At 71.4% G+C, this 14,215-nt stretch carries 9 protein-coding genes and 1 pseudogene; 8 read left to right on the top strand and 2 right to left on the bottom strand.

What is annotated here, in order from left to right:
* Window positions 1–13: 13 nt before the first annotated feature.
* Complete coding sequence (locus ACHWVH_RS08260; protein WP_394686975.1) at window positions 14–3,580, bottom strand: ATP-binding protein; 3,567 nt, start codon at window positions 3,578–3,580, stop codon at window positions 14–16.
* Between the two features lie 231 nt (window positions 3,581–3,811).
* Between ACHWVH_RS08260 and ACHWVH_RS08255 the strand changes: the two genes are divergently transcribed.
* Genes ACHWVH_RS08255 through ACHWVH_RS08245 form a run of 3 tightly spaced genes read left to right on the top strand, consistent with a single transcriptional unit; the run spans window position 3,812 to window position 5,625 of the window.
* A complete protein-coding gene (locus tag ACHWVH_RS08255) occupies window positions 3,812–4,480 on the top strand; it encodes a YceI family protein (protein WP_394686974.1) in 669 nt (222 codons plus the stop codon).
* A complete protein-coding gene (locus tag ACHWVH_RS08250; protein ID WP_295923578.1) occupies window positions 4,477–5,043 on the top strand; it encodes a cytochrome b in 567 nt (188 codons plus the stop codon). Before ACHWVH_RS08255 ends, ACHWVH_RS08250 begins: the two co-directional genes overlap by 4 nt.
* Before the next feature lie 12 nt (window positions 5,044–5,055).
* Window positions 5,056–5,625: a YceI family protein gene (locus tag ACHWVH_RS08245; protein ID WP_152181815.1), complete on the top strand. Its 570-nt coding sequence runs from the start codon at window positions 5,056–5,058 to the stop codon at window positions 5,623–5,625.
* 77 nt (window positions 5,626–5,702) lie between these two features.
* Here ACHWVH_RS08245 and ACHWVH_RS08240 read toward each other — a convergent pair whose 3' ends face one another.
* Window positions 5,703–5,942: a glutaredoxin family protein gene (locus ACHWVH_RS08240; protein WP_017913647.1), complete on the bottom strand. Its 240-nt coding sequence runs from the start codon at window positions 5,940–5,942 to the stop codon at window positions 5,703–5,705.
* 87 nt (window positions 5,943–6,029) lie between these two features.
* On the opposite strand from ACHWVH_RS08240, the gene ACHWVH_RS08235 reads away from it, so the two are divergent.
* The 5 genes and pseudogenes from ACHWVH_RS08235 to ACHWVH_RS08215 all read left to right on the top strand — a co-directional run bounded on the left by ACHWVH_RS08235 (window position 6,030) and on the right by ACHWVH_RS08215 (window position 14,187).
* Entirely contained in the window at window positions 6,030–7,412 is a 1,383-nt protein-coding gene (locus ACHWVH_RS08235) for an L-serine ammonia-lyase (protein ID WP_017913648.1), read from the top strand.
* A 195-nt stretch (window positions 7,413–7,607) separates the two neighbouring features.
* A complete protein-coding gene (locus ACHWVH_RS08230; protein ID WP_394686973.1) occupies window positions 7,608–10,613 on the top strand; it encodes a diguanylate cyclase in 3,006 nt (1,001 codons plus the stop codon).
* Between the two features lie 68 nt (window positions 10,614–10,681).
* The gene (locus tag ACHWVH_RS08225) at window positions 10,682–11,692 is read left to right on the top strand and encodes an alpha/beta fold hydrolase (RefSeq protein WP_394686972.1); all 1,011 of its coding nucleotides are present in this window, start codon (window positions 10,682–10,684) and stop codon (window positions 11,690–11,692) included.
* Window positions 11,693–12,135: 443 nt separating this feature from the next.
* Window positions 12,136–12,597, top strand: a pseudogene (locus ACHWVH_RS08220) (Ig-like domain-containing protein); the annotation flags it as partial.
* A 345-nt stretch (window positions 12,598–12,942) separates the two neighbouring features.
* Window positions 12,943–14,187: a glycoside hydrolase family 18 protein gene (locus ACHWVH_RS08215; protein WP_394686990.1), complete on the top strand. Its 1,245-nt coding sequence runs from the start codon at window positions 12,943–12,945 to the stop codon at window positions 14,185–14,187.
* Window positions 14,188–14,215 lie beyond the last annotated feature (28 nt).

The following is a 14,215-nucleotide window of genomic DNA, read 5'->3' as shown; positions in this document are numbered from 1 at the left end:
GTCCCGCATCGACTCAGAGCGGCGGTGGCGCCCCGTCCAGCACCGCGTCGATGGCCCCTTCCAGCATCTGCCCGGTGACCGGCTTGCGCACGAACCCGGCGAATCCGGCGGCGCGCGCGGCGGCCTCGGCCTCGCCGTCGGAGCGCGCGGTCACCGCCAGCAGCGGGAAGCCATGGCCCAGCGCACGCAACTGCCGCGCCAGCGCCAGGCCGTCGAGCGCCGGCAGATCCAGGTCGAGCAGGCCGATGTCGAAGCTGCCCTGGCTGGCTTCGGTCAGCGCCTCCAGGCCGTGCGCGGCCCAGGTCACCTGATGGCCGCGGCCGCGCAGCAATTCGATCATCACCTGGGCCACGGTCGGTTCGTCCTCGACCAGCAGGATGCGCAGCGCGGTGCGCGCGCGCGGTGCCGGCACCGGGACCGCCGCCGGTTCCTGCGCCGGACGCCAGCGCAGCGGCAGGCCCACGCGAAAGCGCGCGCCATGCCCCAGCCGGCTCTCGACCTGGATGCGCCCGCCCATCGCCATCGCCAGTTCCTGGCTGATCGCCAGGCCCAGGCCGCTGCCGCCCTGGCGCACCGCGGTGCGCGGGCCGTCGCCTTGTTCGAAGCGCTGGAACAGCCGCGCCTGCTGCTCGCTGCCGATGCCCGGGCCGGTATCGGCCACCTCGATGCACAACCCCTGGCCGTCCTGCCCCGGCGCCACCTTCAGCGCCACCGAGCCGCTGCTGGTGAACTTGATCGCGTTGCCGAGCAGGTTCAGCAGGATCTGCCGCACCCGCAGCGCATCGCCTTCCACCGTGGTCGCGCCGGGCATGCCGTCGTGCAGATCGAAGCGCAGCCCGCGCGCCTGCGCCAGCGGCGCCATCAGGTTGACCACTTCGGCGATCAGCGCCTGCAGCGCGAACGGCTGCGACTCCAGGCGCAGGCGCCCGGCCTCGATCCGCGCCAGGTCCAGCGCATCGTTGACCAGGTGCAGCAGGTGGGTGCCGGCGCGGCGGATCGACTCGGTGTACCCGCGCTGCTTCGGATCCAGCGGCGTGGCCAGCAGCAGTTCGCTCATGCCCAGCACCCCGGTCAGCGGCGTGCGCACCTCGTGGCCGAGCGTGGCCAGGAAGCGGGTCTTGGCCAGCGAGGCCTGCTCGGCCAGTTCCTGCTTGTGCAGGGCCAGTTCCCAGGCGTGCTGGCGGCCCAGGCGGCGCCGGTAGGCGCGCAGCGACATCAGCAGCAGCAGGCCGGCCGCGGCGAGCAGCCCGACGATGCCCCAGACGCTGCGCCACCACGGCGGCTGCACCCGGAACGGCAGGCGCAGCGTCGGCGACCAGGCGCCGTTGCGGGTGCGCGCCTGGATCTCCAGCACCTGCGCGCCATCGGGCAGTTGCGGCAGGGTGCGTTCGCCGCTGGCGCCGGTGCTGACCCAGTCGCGGTCGTAACCCGGCAGGCGGAACCGGTAGACGATGTGTTCCGGATCGATGTAGGACAGCAGCCGCACCGCCACGCGCAGGTCGCGGTCGTCCGAGCGCAGGGTGAAGTCGCCGCGCGTCGGCAGCGTCAGCAGCTGCGGACCGCGCCGCACCTGCACGCTCTCCATGCTCAGCGCCAGCGGCACCGGCACCGGATCCGGCTGCTGCGTGTCCAGCAGCGCCACGCTGCCGTCCGCGGCGGCCGCCACCAGCACGCCGTCGGCAGTCATCAGCAGGCCGCGTCGCACCAGTTCCTGACTGCCGAGCCCGTCGCGGGTGCCGAACGCGCGCACCGCCGGCGTGCGCCGCGGATCGACCCGGAACAGGCCACGGCGCATGCCCAGCCAGGCGCGCCCCTGCGAATCGGCGACCAGCGCGCTGGACTCGGTGGCCGGCAGCCCGTCGGCCACCGCGTAGCGCTGGCTGCGCTGCCAGTGCGCGCCGGTGCGCCGCCACAGTTCCAGCCCGGACAGCCGGTGCACCCACAGCGTGCGCGCGTCGGCGAAGGCGAACGACTGCACCTTCTCGCCGGCCAGCTCCGGCGGCGTGCGGAACTGCCCGGCCGCGCCGTCCCAGTGCTGGAACTGTTCGGCGGCGACCCACGGCGTGCCGTCCGGCGCCATCGCGAACGCCGCGATGTCGGTGCCGGCCAGGCCGTGCTGGCCGCCGGGGAGGTTCTGCAGCACATGGCCGTCGCCATCGCGCACCTGCACGCCGTAGCCCGGCGCGGCGATCCACAGCCGCTGGCGTGCGTCCAGTTGCAGCCAGGCCAGCATGCCGTCCGGGATCGGATCGGCCTCGCCGGCGGCGCGGGTCCAGCGCTGCAGGCGGCCGCCGTCCAGCGGGCCACGCAACAGCACGCTGCTGCCGCCGATCCACAACGCGCCGCGCGGGTCGTCCAGCACCGACAGCGTGCGTCCGCTGGGCGCGCCGTTGGACCAGTGCGGCGCGCTCAGCGCACCGCTGGTGGTATCGAGGCGGAACACGCTGGCGCCGGCGCCGAGCAGCCACACGCCGCCGGCGCGCGCCGGCGCCAGGCCGACGTACTGGTCGGCGGGCAGGCCTTGCGCGGTGCCCAGCACCGCGAGGCGGCGCCAGTCCGGACGCAGGTAGCCCAGGCCGCGCGTCGGCAGCGGCACCCACAGGCCGCCCTCGCGGTCGCGCAGCACGGTCTCCACCACGCTGGCGCCGGACACCGCCGCGCCGCCGGTGTCCACCCGCCGCGCTGGCCCATCGGCCGGCTTGTGCCACAGGCCTTCGCCGTTGCCGAGCCAGTAGCCGCCGGCGCCGTCCTCGGCGATCGCGTTGGCCGCGCGATGCAGCGCACCGATCCAGTCCGCACGCAACCAGCGCCCGGCACGATCGCGCCGGAACAGGCCGGTGTTGCCGCTGAACCACAGGCCATCGCTGAGCCGGGTGATCGACATGATCACCTGCTCCTCCTGCGGCATGCCGTCGTCGATGCGGTAGGCGCTGGCGTGGCGGCCGTCGTAGCGCACCAGGCCCTTGAAGGTGCCCACCCACAGCACCCCGGCATCGTCGAAGGCCAGGGTCAGCACGGCGCTGTCGAGCAGCGCGTCCACCGCCGGATCGCCGGCGCGGATGCGCTGCACGCGGCCGTCGCCGCCCAGTCGGTACAGGCCGCCGCGGTAGGTGCCGAAGTACACCGCGTCGCCGCGGCTGGCGATGGCGAACACGTCGTCGCTGCGCATCGCCGGCTGCGTGGCCATGTTGAAGTGGCGGAAGCCGCGCCGGTCCGCGCCGAGCATGCTCAGGCCGCCGCCCTCGCAGGCCACCCAGATGCGGTCGCGCGCATCGATGTGCAGGTCCTGCACGTAGTTGCAGCGCAACGAGGCGGGATCGGCCGGATCGTGGCGCCAGACCCGGAACTCGCGCCCGTCGTAGCGGGCCAGGCCGTCGCCGCTGGCAATCCACAGATAGCCGTCGCGGTCCAGCTGCAACCTGGAGATATCGCTGGACGGCAGCCCCTGCTCGCCGGAGAACACCCGGAAGCGCGGCAGTTCCGGCACCCCGGCGCTGGCATCGGCGCACACGGCGGCCAGCGCCAACAGGCAGGCCAACCCCCAGCAGCGCCACCGGCGTGGGGGATGCGGGATGGGCATGGACATCGGCTCCGGCAAAGGACGTCGGCGGATGAACACCGGCGCACTGCCGGGGCCGGACGCGCGGCGCGCCCGCTCCGTGTGCCGCTCGCCGCGGCAGCGTTCTTATACCCCGCGGCCGCGGAAAAATCACACCTGCCACCGCGCGCAACGAACCGTTACGCGCCGCAGGTACGCAGCCGGCCCGGACTGTGACTAGAATCCGGCGACCTCCCAGCGCGGCCCCGCTCCATGTTCAGACCCTCTCTCGTGGCCCTCCTGCTGGCCTTGCCGGGCGCCGCCCTGGCCGCGCCGGCGCAGTACGCGCTGGACCCGGTGCACACACGGGTGCTGTTCGCGATCGAGCACGCCGGATTCTCCAAGGCGCTGGGCACCGTGTCCGGCAGCACCGGCACCCTGGTGTTCGACCCGGACGACTGGCGCAGCGCACGGCTGCAGGCGCGGGTGCCGTTGCAGCGGCTGGACCTGGGCGACGAGAAGTGGAACCGCGCCGCGCTGGCGCACAACCTGCTCGACGGCGAGCACTACCCGGAAGCGCAGTTCGTCTCCACCCGCGTCGAGCCGATCGACGCGCAGCACGCCAAGGTGATCGGGCAGCTGACGCTGCACGGCGTCACCCGCGAGGTGACCCTGGACGTGACCCTGAACGCAGTGAAGCGTCATCCGCTGCCGCCGTTCCGTCGCACCGCCGGCTTCTCCGCCACCACCACGCTGCAGCGCGCCGACTTCGGCATCAGTTCCTGGCCGTCGGTGATCGGCGGCACGGTGGAGCTGCGCATCGAGGCCGAGGCCACCCGCGAGGGCGCCGCCAAGGCCGAACCGGATCCGGCCCCGGGCACCCCGCCTGCCGCTCCCACCGACACCCCCACCGCGCCGGCGGCGCGGGACGGCACGCCATGAGCGCCCGCAACACGCCCGACCGCTGGGGCAGCGTCAGCCAGACCCTGCACTGGCTGATCGCCGCCCTGATCCTGCTGCTCGGCGTGGTCGGCCTGAGCATGGGCGAACTGCCGAAGACGCCCAAGTATTTCTGGGTCTACACCGCGCACAAGTCGCTGGGCCTGACCGTGCTGGCGCTGGTGATCGTGCGGCTGGGCTGGCGCCTGTACGCCGGCGCGCCCAAGCCGGTGCCCGGCACCCCCGGCTGGCAGGAACGCATCGCCGACGCCACCCATGCACTGCTGTACGTGATGATCTTCGCCATCCCGCTGTCCGGCTGGCTGTACGACTCCGCCAGCGGCCTGCGCCCGTTCCGCTGGTTCGGCCTGGTCGCGGTGCCCAAGCTCAGCGCCCCGAACGAGCACCTGCGCGATCTGTCGCACACCGTGCACGAATGGGGCTTCTGGCTGCTGATCGCGGTGGTCCTGGCGCATGCCGGCGCGGCCTTCTACCACCACCTGTTCCAACGCGATGCCACCCTGGCGCGGATGTTGCCGCGCGGCTGGCTCACCCCCAAGTCCTGAGGAGCTGTTTCGATGTCGACCCGTTTCGCGTCCCCCGCCGCCGTCGCCGCCAGTCTGGTGGCCCTGCTCGCCGCTGCCCCCGCGGTGCAGGCCGCGGACTATGTGCAGGCCCCCGGCTCCACCCTGGTGTTCGCCAGCAAGTACGACGGCGAAGTGTTCACCGGCCAGTTCCCCGGGTTCGACACCAAGCTCAGCTTCGACCCGGCCAACCTGGCCGGCGCCAAGCTCGACGTCACCATCCCCCTGGCCGGCGCCAAGAGCGGCAACAACGACCGCGACTCCACCCTGCAGGGCGCGGATTTCTTCGACGTGGCCAAGTTCGCCACCGCGCACTACCGCGCCGACAAGTTCCGCGCGCTGGGCAACAATCAGTTCGCCGCCGACGGCACCCTGGAACTGCGCGGCGTGTCCAAGCCGGTGACCCTGACCTTCACCTGGACCCCGGGCGCGCAGCCGGTGCTGGCCGGCAAGGCCACGGTCAAGCGCCTGGACTTCGGCGTGGGCGGCGGCGACTGGGCCGACACCAAGACCATTCCCAACGAAACCGCGATCAGCACCAAGGTGGTGTTCAAGGCGAAGTGATTCGCCACAGGCCGCGGGCGCGCGGCCGCTGAGCGGCGGATTTCCTCGTCGGGTCCGCCGCTTTTTTTATGCGCGGCTCACGCGCATTCGGCCGACGCCGCCAGCCAGGCGCGCACGCCGGCAACATCGAACGGCCAGTCCAGCTCGCGCCCGTCCGCAGCGCGCAGCACCGGCACGCGCACCCCGTAGCGCGCCTCCAGCGTCGCGTCGTCGTCGATGAACACGCTGTCCGGCTCGGCCACGCGCGCCTGCGCCAGCACCTGCAGAGCCTGGTCGCACAGATGGCAGTCGTCGCGCTGGTACAGGGTCAGGGACATGCTCGCGTCCTATGCTGCGCTGCGGACCTGGGCCGCGCGCCGGAAGCATAGAATAGACGGTCTTTCGCCCACCCCCTCGGCACGCGCATGGCTGTCAGCACCTTCGACCTGTTCAAGATCGGCATCGGGCCGAGTTCCTCGCATACTGTGGGGCCGATGCGCGCCGCCGAGCGCTTCGTGCACCGCTGGCTGTTCGACCAGGGCCGCCTGCAGGACGTGGTGCGCCTGCGCGCCGAAGTGTTCGGCTCGCTGGCCCTGACCGGGCGCGGCCACGGCACCGACAAGGCGGTGCTGCTGGGCCTGGAAGGCCAGCGCCCGAACCTGATCGATCCGGACATCATCCCCGGTGCGCTGGAGCGCATTCGCAGCAGCAAGCGCATCAACCTGCTCGGCCGGCACGAGATCGCCTTCGACGAGAAGCGCGACCTGGCGATGAACAAGCGGCAGAAGCTGCCTTACCACACCAACGGCATGCGCTTCACCGCCTATGCCGCCAACGACGAAGTCATCGCCACGCGCGACTACTACTCGGTCGGCGGCGGGTTCGTGGTCAACCAGGACGACGCCGCCGACGACCGCATCGTCGCCGACGAGACGCCGCTGCCCTACCCGTTCAAGAGCGGCGACGAGCTGTTGGCGCAGGCCGCGCGCAGCGGCCTGAGCATCGCCGCGCTGATGTTCGAGAACGAGAAGTGCTGGCGCAGCGAGGACGAGATCCGCGCCGGCCTGCGCGAGATCTGGGGCGCGATGCAGGCCTGCGTGACCCGCGGCATCCGCGAGGAAGGCACCCTGCCCGGCGGCCTGCACGTGTCGCGGCGCGCGCCGGCGCTGTACCGCGAGCTGTCGTCCAAGCCGGAAGCGGCGATGCGCGATCCGCTGACCACGCTGGACTGGGTCAACCTGTACGCGCTGGCGGTCAACGAAGAGAACGCCGCCGGCGGTCGTGTGGTCACCGCGCCCACCAACGGCGCGGCCGGGATCATCCCGGCGGTGCTGCACTACTTCGACCGGTTCTGCCCCGGCGCCGACGAGCAGCGCGTGTTCGACTTCCTGCTCACCGCCGCGGCGATCGGCATCCTGTACAAGGAAAACGCCTCCATCTCCGGCGCCGAGGTCGGCTGCCAGGGCGAGGTCGGCGTGGCCTGCTCGATGGCCGCCGGCGGCCTGGTCGCCGCGCTCGGCGGCAAGCCGGGGCAGATCGAGAACGCCGCCGAGATCGGCATGGAGCACAACCTCGGCCTGACCTGCGACCCGATCGGCGGCCTGGTGCAGATCCCGTGCATCGAGCGCAACGCGATGGGCGCGGTCAAGGCGATCAACGCCAGCCGCATGGCCATGCGCGGCGACGGCAAGCACAAGGTGTCGCTGGACAAGGTGATCCGCACCATGCGCGACACCGGCCGCGACATGCAGGACAAGTACAAGGAAACCAGCCGCGGCGGGCTGGCGGTGAACGTCATCGAGTGCTGAGCCAGCCCGATGGACGCTGGCCCAGGTGATCACCGGCGTCCTCGCTGCCGCGCGCATCAAGATCCGCGCGGCGATGCCGCTAACGACAGAGACGTCGGCCGATCCGGCATGGGCATGCGCTTGCGGTTTCCACACGCCTCCTGGCGCCTGCTGGCGCTACAGCTGGCCATGCTCTCGACAGCGTGGAGCGCATGCGTGCCGCAGGCGTGGGCACTGCAGCCGGACAAGCAATTCCATCACTACGAGCGCGAAGGCTGGGGGCTGGACCAGGGCCTGCCGCAGCTGAGCTTGCAGGCGTTCGCCCAGGACCGTCAGGGCTATCTGTGGATCGGCACGATGGGCGGGCTGACCCGCTTCGACGGCGTGCGCATGATCTCGTTCAACGAGGGCGCGCCGGCGCATCTGCCCGGCAACCTGATCAAGGCGCTGCACGTGGACGCCGCCGGCACGCTGTGGATCGGCACCTACCGCGGCCTGTCGCGCTACCGCGACGGACGCTTCACCACGCTGCTGCCGCAGGACCCGCAGGCGCCGTTGCTCAATATCGAGGCGATCGCGACCGACGCGCACGGCAGCGTGCTGGTCGCGGCGCAGGATGGCGTCTACGCGGTGCAGGGCGATCGCCTGCAGCTGCGCCACCGCATCGCCGGCGGCGCCTACACGCTGCTGCCGCGCGCCGACGCGCTGTGGGTGGGCACGCGTGGCGCGGTGCTGCGCTTCGTCGCCGGCCAGGACGCGCCGGAGTCGCTGGCACTGCCGCAGGAGGCCGGCGCGACGCCGGTGCAGCATCTGCTGGAGGCGCAAGGCACGCTCTGGGCCGGCACCCGCGACGGCCTGCTGTTGCGCCGCGACGGGCGCTGGCAATGGCTGCCCGATACCGCCGCGACGAGCCGGCGCGCGGTGCAGGCCCTGTTCGAGGACAGCGACCACAATCTGTGGGTGGGACAACCCGGCGCGCTGCTGCGCGTGCGCGATGGCGCCATCGTTGAACGCACCCCGGAAAACAAGCCGAACGTCGGCGTCAACGCCATCTTCGAGGACCGCGAGCGCAACCTGTGGCTGGGCAGCAGTTGGAACGGCGCAACCCGGCTGTGGAACGGCTGGACCCGGCGCTACAGCACCCACGAGGGCCTGGACGACGCGCTGGTGTGGACCCTGGCGCGCGATCCGGACGGATCGCTGTGGGTCGGCACCGACAGCGGCCTGTCGCAGCTGCGCGATGGCCGCTACCAGCCGCGCCTGAATCTGGCGCAGTTGCACAACCAGGCGCCCTACACCTTGCTGGCCGAACCCGGTCAGCTGTGGATCGGCACCCGCCATGGCGCCGCCCTGTACCGTGACGGCCGGCTCAGCCAGCCGGACTGGCTGGCGCCGCTGCACGACCTGCAGATCAGCGGCATCGCCCGCGACCGCGCGCAGCGACTGTGGTTCGCCAGCGACGACGGCCTGTTCCGCGCCGACGGCACGCGGCTGCGCCGCTACGGCACGGCCGAGGGTCTGCGCGATCCGCGCATCCGCCTGATCCACGAGACCCGCGACGGGCGCCTGCTGGTCGGCGCGCAGTCGGGCCTGTACGCGCTGCGCGACGAGCGTCTGGTCGCGCTGGCGCCGGCGGGCTCGGCGCTGGCCAGCGCCGATGTCACCGCGATCCACGAGCTGCCCGGCGGGCAATGGCTGGTCGGCACCCTCAACGAGCAGTTGTGGCTGTTCGACGGCGCGCACTGGTACGCGTTCGGGGAACAGGACGGGCTGCCGGCGAACGCCGCGTTCTTCATCGCCGACGACGGCCGCGGCGCGATCTGGGTGGCCGGCCTGCGCGGTGTCTACCGCGTGCGCCTGGCCGACCTGCTGCGCCATGCGGCGTCGCCACAGGCGCCGCTGAACGCCGAACTGATGCTCACCGAGCGCGCGCAGCGCCATGGCGGCGTGCAGGGCATGTGCTGCAACGGCGCCGGCAACGGCAAGGGCTTCATCGAGCACGGCGCGCTGTGGCTGCCCAGCCGCGACGGCGTGGTCGCGCTCGACACCGCCGGCATCGTCAAGAATCCGGTGGCGCCGCAGCCGGTGGTGGAGCGGGTGCGTGCGCTGGGCCAGTGGCTGACGCCGCAGGCGCTGCCCGCACCGCTGCCGGAAGGCGCGCGCGACCTCGACTTCGAGTTCACCGCCGCCTCGTTCCAGGCGCCGCAGAACGTCGAGCTGCGCTACCGCCTGCTCGGCTACGACCGCGGCTGGCGCACCCTCGACGACATCCGCCAGCGCACGGTCAGCTACACCAACCTGCCCGGCGGCGACTACGTCTTCGAAGTCACCGGCAGCAACAACGCCGGCGTGTGGGCGGCCGCGCCGGCGCGGCTGCCGCTGCGGATCGCGTTGCGCTTCCAGGAGACGCCGTTCTACAGGCTGCTGCTGACGCTGGGCGCGTTCGCCCTGCTGCTGTGCGCGGTGGCCCTGGCGCGGCTGCACAACCGGCGCCAGCGCGACATCCTCGAACGCCAGGTGCGCGAGCGTACCCAGGCATTGCAGGCGGCCAACCAGCGCCTGCAGGAGGCCAGCTTCACCGACGAACTGACCCAGTTGCGCAACCGCCGCTACCTGTCGCTGCACATCCCCAGCGACATCGCGCTGTACCGGCGCATGGCCGCCAACGACGAGGACATGCTGTCCTCGGGCATGCTGTTCGCGCTGATCGACATCGACCACTTCAAGTCGATCAACGACAGCGGCGGCCACCACACCGGCGACGCGGTGCTGCAGCAGATGGCGCAGTTGCTGGTGCGGCTGACCCGCGAAAGCGACTACGTGGTGCGCTGGGGCGGCGAGGAGTTCCTGCTGGTGCTGCGTTCGGCGCCGCGCGAGAACCTCACCATGGCCGCCGAACGGCTGTGCCGCTCGGTCGCCGCGCACCCCTTCGTGCTCGACCACGGCCGCCAGGGCCGGGTCACCTGCTCGATCGGGCTGGCGGAATTCCCGTTCGTGCACGACCCCGACAACCTGCTCGGCTGGGAACAACTGCTGGTACTGGCGGACCGTGCGCTGTACCAGGCCAAGGCCAAGGGCCGCAACGGCTGGGCGGCGTACCGGCCGGTGCTCGGTGCGCAGGCCGAACAGGTGCTGGCAGCGCTGCAGGAACCGCTGGCGCGGATGCAGCACCACGCCTGCCTGACCCTGGTGCACAACGGCGGCAGCCTGCCGCCCGTGTAACGCGTTGACGCCTGGCAAGCGCAGGCCGGGCTAAGGTCGTGGTCCATCACGCCTGTCGCCCTGCTCCCATGCGCCACTGCCTGCTGCTCGCCGCCCTCGCCCTGTCGCCGCTCGCCTCCGCCTCCGCCACCGATGCGGCGCCGCGCTACGGCGCGCAACTGGAAGGCTTCGCCTATCCCTATCCGGTGCACTGGTACCGCTTCGACTCGCAGCGCCAGCCGCTGCAGATGGCGTACATGGATGTGGCCCCGACCGGCACGCCGAACGGCCGCACCGTGGTGCTGCTGCACGGCAAGAACTTCTGCGCGGCGACCTGGGAATCGACCATCGCCGCGCTGGTGGCACAGGGCTACCGGGTGCTGGCGCCGGACCAGATCGGCTTCTGCAAGTCGAGCAAGCCGCAGGCCTACCAGTTCAGCTTCGCGCAACTGGCGGCCAATACCCATGCGTTGCTGCAACAGGCCGGCGTGACCCGCGCCGCGATCGTCGGCCATTCGATGGGCGGCATGCTCGCCGCGCACTACGCACTGCAGTACCCGCAGGACGTGAGCCAGCTACTGCTGGTCAACCCGATCGGGCTGGAGGACTGGAAGGCCGCCGGCGTGCCGTGGCGCAGCGTCGACGACTGGTACGCCAAGGAGCGCAAGACCGACGCGGCTTCGATCAAGCAGTACCAGCAGACCGTCTACTACGGCGGACAGTGGAAGCCCGAGTACGACCGCTGGGTGAGCATGCAGGCCGGCCTGTACGCCGGCCCCGGCGGCGACCGCGTGGCCTGGAACCAGGCGCTGACCTCGGACATGGTGTTCAACCAGCCGGTGGTGCAGCGCTTCCCGCAACTGCGCGTGCCGACCACCCTGTTCATCGGCCAGCGCGACCGGACCGCGATCGGCAAGGACCTGGCGCCACCGGCGCTGGCGGCGACCCTGGGCGACCACCCGGCTTTGGGCAAGCGCGCGGCTGCGGCGATTCCCGGCGCGCGCCTGGTCGCCTTCGACGACCTCGGCCATTCGCCGCAGGTGGAAGCGCCGCAACGCTTCAATGCGGCCTTGCTGGAGGCGCTGGACACGGCGCCCTGAGCGCACGCGCCCGCAACAGGTCCGGTGACTGATCCTGCACGGCGGCGCGAACGCGTCTTGCCGAGAATCTCTCGGGTCGTCGCGGCGCCACCGCGGCAGCACCAACAAGCAGCGCGCGCTGCACGTATCCGCTCGGCGGTGTGCCTCCCGCCCTGCACCACGCACGCTTCGGTGCACTCGACACACCCGCACTGCACCGCAGCATCGAACAATCATGAAAACGTTGTCATCGCAGCAATCCTGGATCTGTCTCGCATTCGTCGGATTTGTCGGTTGACAACGTTGTCTTCTTGTTCGGACCCTGCGCGTGCCCGGTCCGCGTGCGAGTCAAACGACGTCGGCGCCACGCGTCTCCAAGCCCCCGGGTGATCGGACTCAAGGAACCAGATAGCGGCTCACCGCCGCTCCTCAGTCGCGCTACCTACCGCATCGGAGGCGTCACCATGAACACGAAATCCGCCGGATCGTGGTTGCTGTTCTGTTGTCTCGTCCTGGCCGGCCTCGTGCCCGGCCAGACCTGGGCCGCCGCGTGCAGCGGCGTCGCCGCCTGGAACCCTGCCACCATCTACGCCGCCGGCGACACCCTGACCTACGCCGGCCACCTGTACCGCGCCAACGGTCCGATCTGGAACACCGCGCCGACGTACTGCACCAGTTGCGGCTGGTACCAGGACCTGGGCACCTGCGATGGCAGTTCGAGCAACCAGCCACCGAGCGTGACCATGACCGCGCCCACGACCGGCACCCGCTTCGTGGTCGGCACCACCATCACCTTGCAGGCGTCGGCCAGCGATCCGGACGGCAGCGTGGCGCGGGTCGAATTCTTCCGCGGCAGCACCTCGCTGGGCAGCGTCGGCGGCGCGCCGTACACGCTGTCCTGGAGCGGCGCGGCGGCCGGCGACTACAGCCTGACCGCGGTGGCCACCGACAACGCCGGCGCCCGCACCACCTCGGCCGCGGTCGCGATCAGCATCGCGGCACCGTCGACCGACACGACCGCCCCAAGCGTGCCGACCGGCCTGGCCGCCGCCACGCGCGCCAGCAACGCCATCACCCTGACCTGGAATGCCGCCTCCGACAACGCCGGCGGCAGCGGCCTGGCCGGCTACGACATCCTCCGCGACGGCAATCGCGTGGGCACCTCCAGCACCACCGGCTACACCGACTCGGCGCTGATCGCCGACACCGCGTACGCCTACGCGGTCCGTGCCCGCGACAACGCCGGCAACGTCTCGGCCAGCAGCGCCACGCTGAGCGTGCGCACCCTGCCCGCCAGCGCCGGCGGCGGCAAGCGCGTGATCGGCTACTTCACCCAGTGGGGCATCTACGGCCGCAACTACCAGGTGCGCGACATTCAGACCAGCGGCGCCGCCGGCTACCTGACCCACATCAACTACGCCTTCGGCAATGTCCGCAACAACCGCTGCGAAGTCGGCGTCACCCAACCCTCCGACAGCAGCACCGGCGCCGGCGGCGATGCCTTCGCCGACTACACCAAGGCGTTCTCCGCCGCGCAAAGCGTGGACGGCGTGGGCGATACCTGGGACCAACCGCTGCGCGGCAACTGGAACCAGTTGAAGAAGCTCAAGGCCGCACACCCGGGGCTGAAGGTGCTGATTTCGCTGGGCGGCTGGACCTGGTCGCGCGGCTTCTCCAGCGCCGCGCGCGCCGAGAACCGCCAGGCCTTCGTCGCCTCGTGCATCGACGCCTACATCCGCGGCAACCTGCCGGTCACCGACGGCGCCGGCGGCGCAGCGGCCGCGGCCGGCGTGTTCGACGGCATCGACATCGACTGGGAATACCCGGTGGCGTGCGGCATCGCCTGCGGCAGCGCCGAGGACCGGCAGAACTTCACCGCGTTGCTGGCCGAGTTCCGCCGCCAGCTCGACCAGGTGCGGCCGGGGCTGCTGCTGACTGTGGCGGTCGGCGCCGGCATCGACAAGATCCGGGTCACCGACCCGAACCTGTACGCGCAGTACCTGGACTACCTCAACGTGATGACCTACGACTTCCACGGCGCCTGGGATCCGCAGACCAATCACCACTCCGCGCTGTTCGAGTCGTCGGCCGATCCGTCCAGCGGCGACCAGCGTTACTACAACAGCAACGACGCCATCCAGGCCTTCCTCGATCGTGGCGTGCCCGCCACCAAGCTCAACCTCGGCATCGGCTTCTACGGGCGCGGCTGGACCAACGTGCCCAACGTCAACCACGGCCTGTACCAGAGCGGCAGCGCCGCACCGGGTACCTACGAGGCGGGCATCGAGGACTACAAGGTGCTGCGCGGCCGCGCCGGCACCAGCTATGTCGACGCGCAGGCGCATGCGCACTGGAAGTACGACGGCAGCACCTTCTGGAGCTACGACAACCCGGCGCTGGTCACCGAGAAGATGAACTACGTCAAGACCCAGGGCCTGGGCGGCGCGTTCTTCTGGGAATTCAGCGGCGACTACCAGGGCGAGTTGCTGAAGACCATGGGCCAGGGTCTGCACTGAGCTGCGGCGCGGGCGGCGGGGAACCCGC

Origin of the sequence: uncultured Xanthomonas sp. (assembly GCF_964278005.1) — a bacterium.
Classification (GTDB): Bacteria; Pseudomonadota; Gammaproteobacteria; order Xanthomonadales; family Xanthomonadaceae; genus Xanthomonas_A; species Xanthomonas_A sontii.
Note: the sequence above shows the minus strand (reverse complement) of the source record. Positions and strands in the feature narration are given on the sequence as shown.

Excerpts from the sequence above, each read along its gene's own strand:
- ACHWVH_RS08260 (WP_394686975.1), bottom strand. The coding sequence starts at position 3,580 with ATGCCCATCCCGCATCCCCCACGCCGGTGGCGCTGCTGGGGGTTGGCC.
- ACHWVH_RS08255 (WP_394686974.1), top strand. The coding sequence starts at position 3,812 with ATGTTCAGACCCTCTCTCGTGGCCCTCCTGCTGGCCTTGCCGGGCGCC.
- ACHWVH_RS08250 (WP_295923578.1), top strand. The coding sequence starts at position 4,477 with ATGAGCGCCCGCAACACGCCCGACCGCTGGGGCAGCGTCAGCCAGACC.
- ACHWVH_RS08245 (WP_152181815.1), top strand. The coding sequence starts at position 5,056 with ATGTCGACCCGTTTCGCGTCCCCCGCCGCCGTCGCCGCCAGTCTGGTG.
- ACHWVH_RS08240 (WP_017913647.1), bottom strand. The coding sequence starts at position 5,942 with ATGTCCCTGACCCTGTACCAGCGCGACGACTGCCATCTGTGCGACCAG.
- ACHWVH_RS08235 (WP_017913648.1), top strand. The coding sequence starts at position 6,030 with ATGGCTGTCAGCACCTTCGACCTGTTCAAGATCGGCATCGGGCCGAGT.
- ACHWVH_RS08225 (WP_394686972.1), top strand. The coding sequence starts at position 10,682 with ATGCGCCACTGCCTGCTGCTCGCCGCCCTCGCCCTGTCGCCGCTCGCC.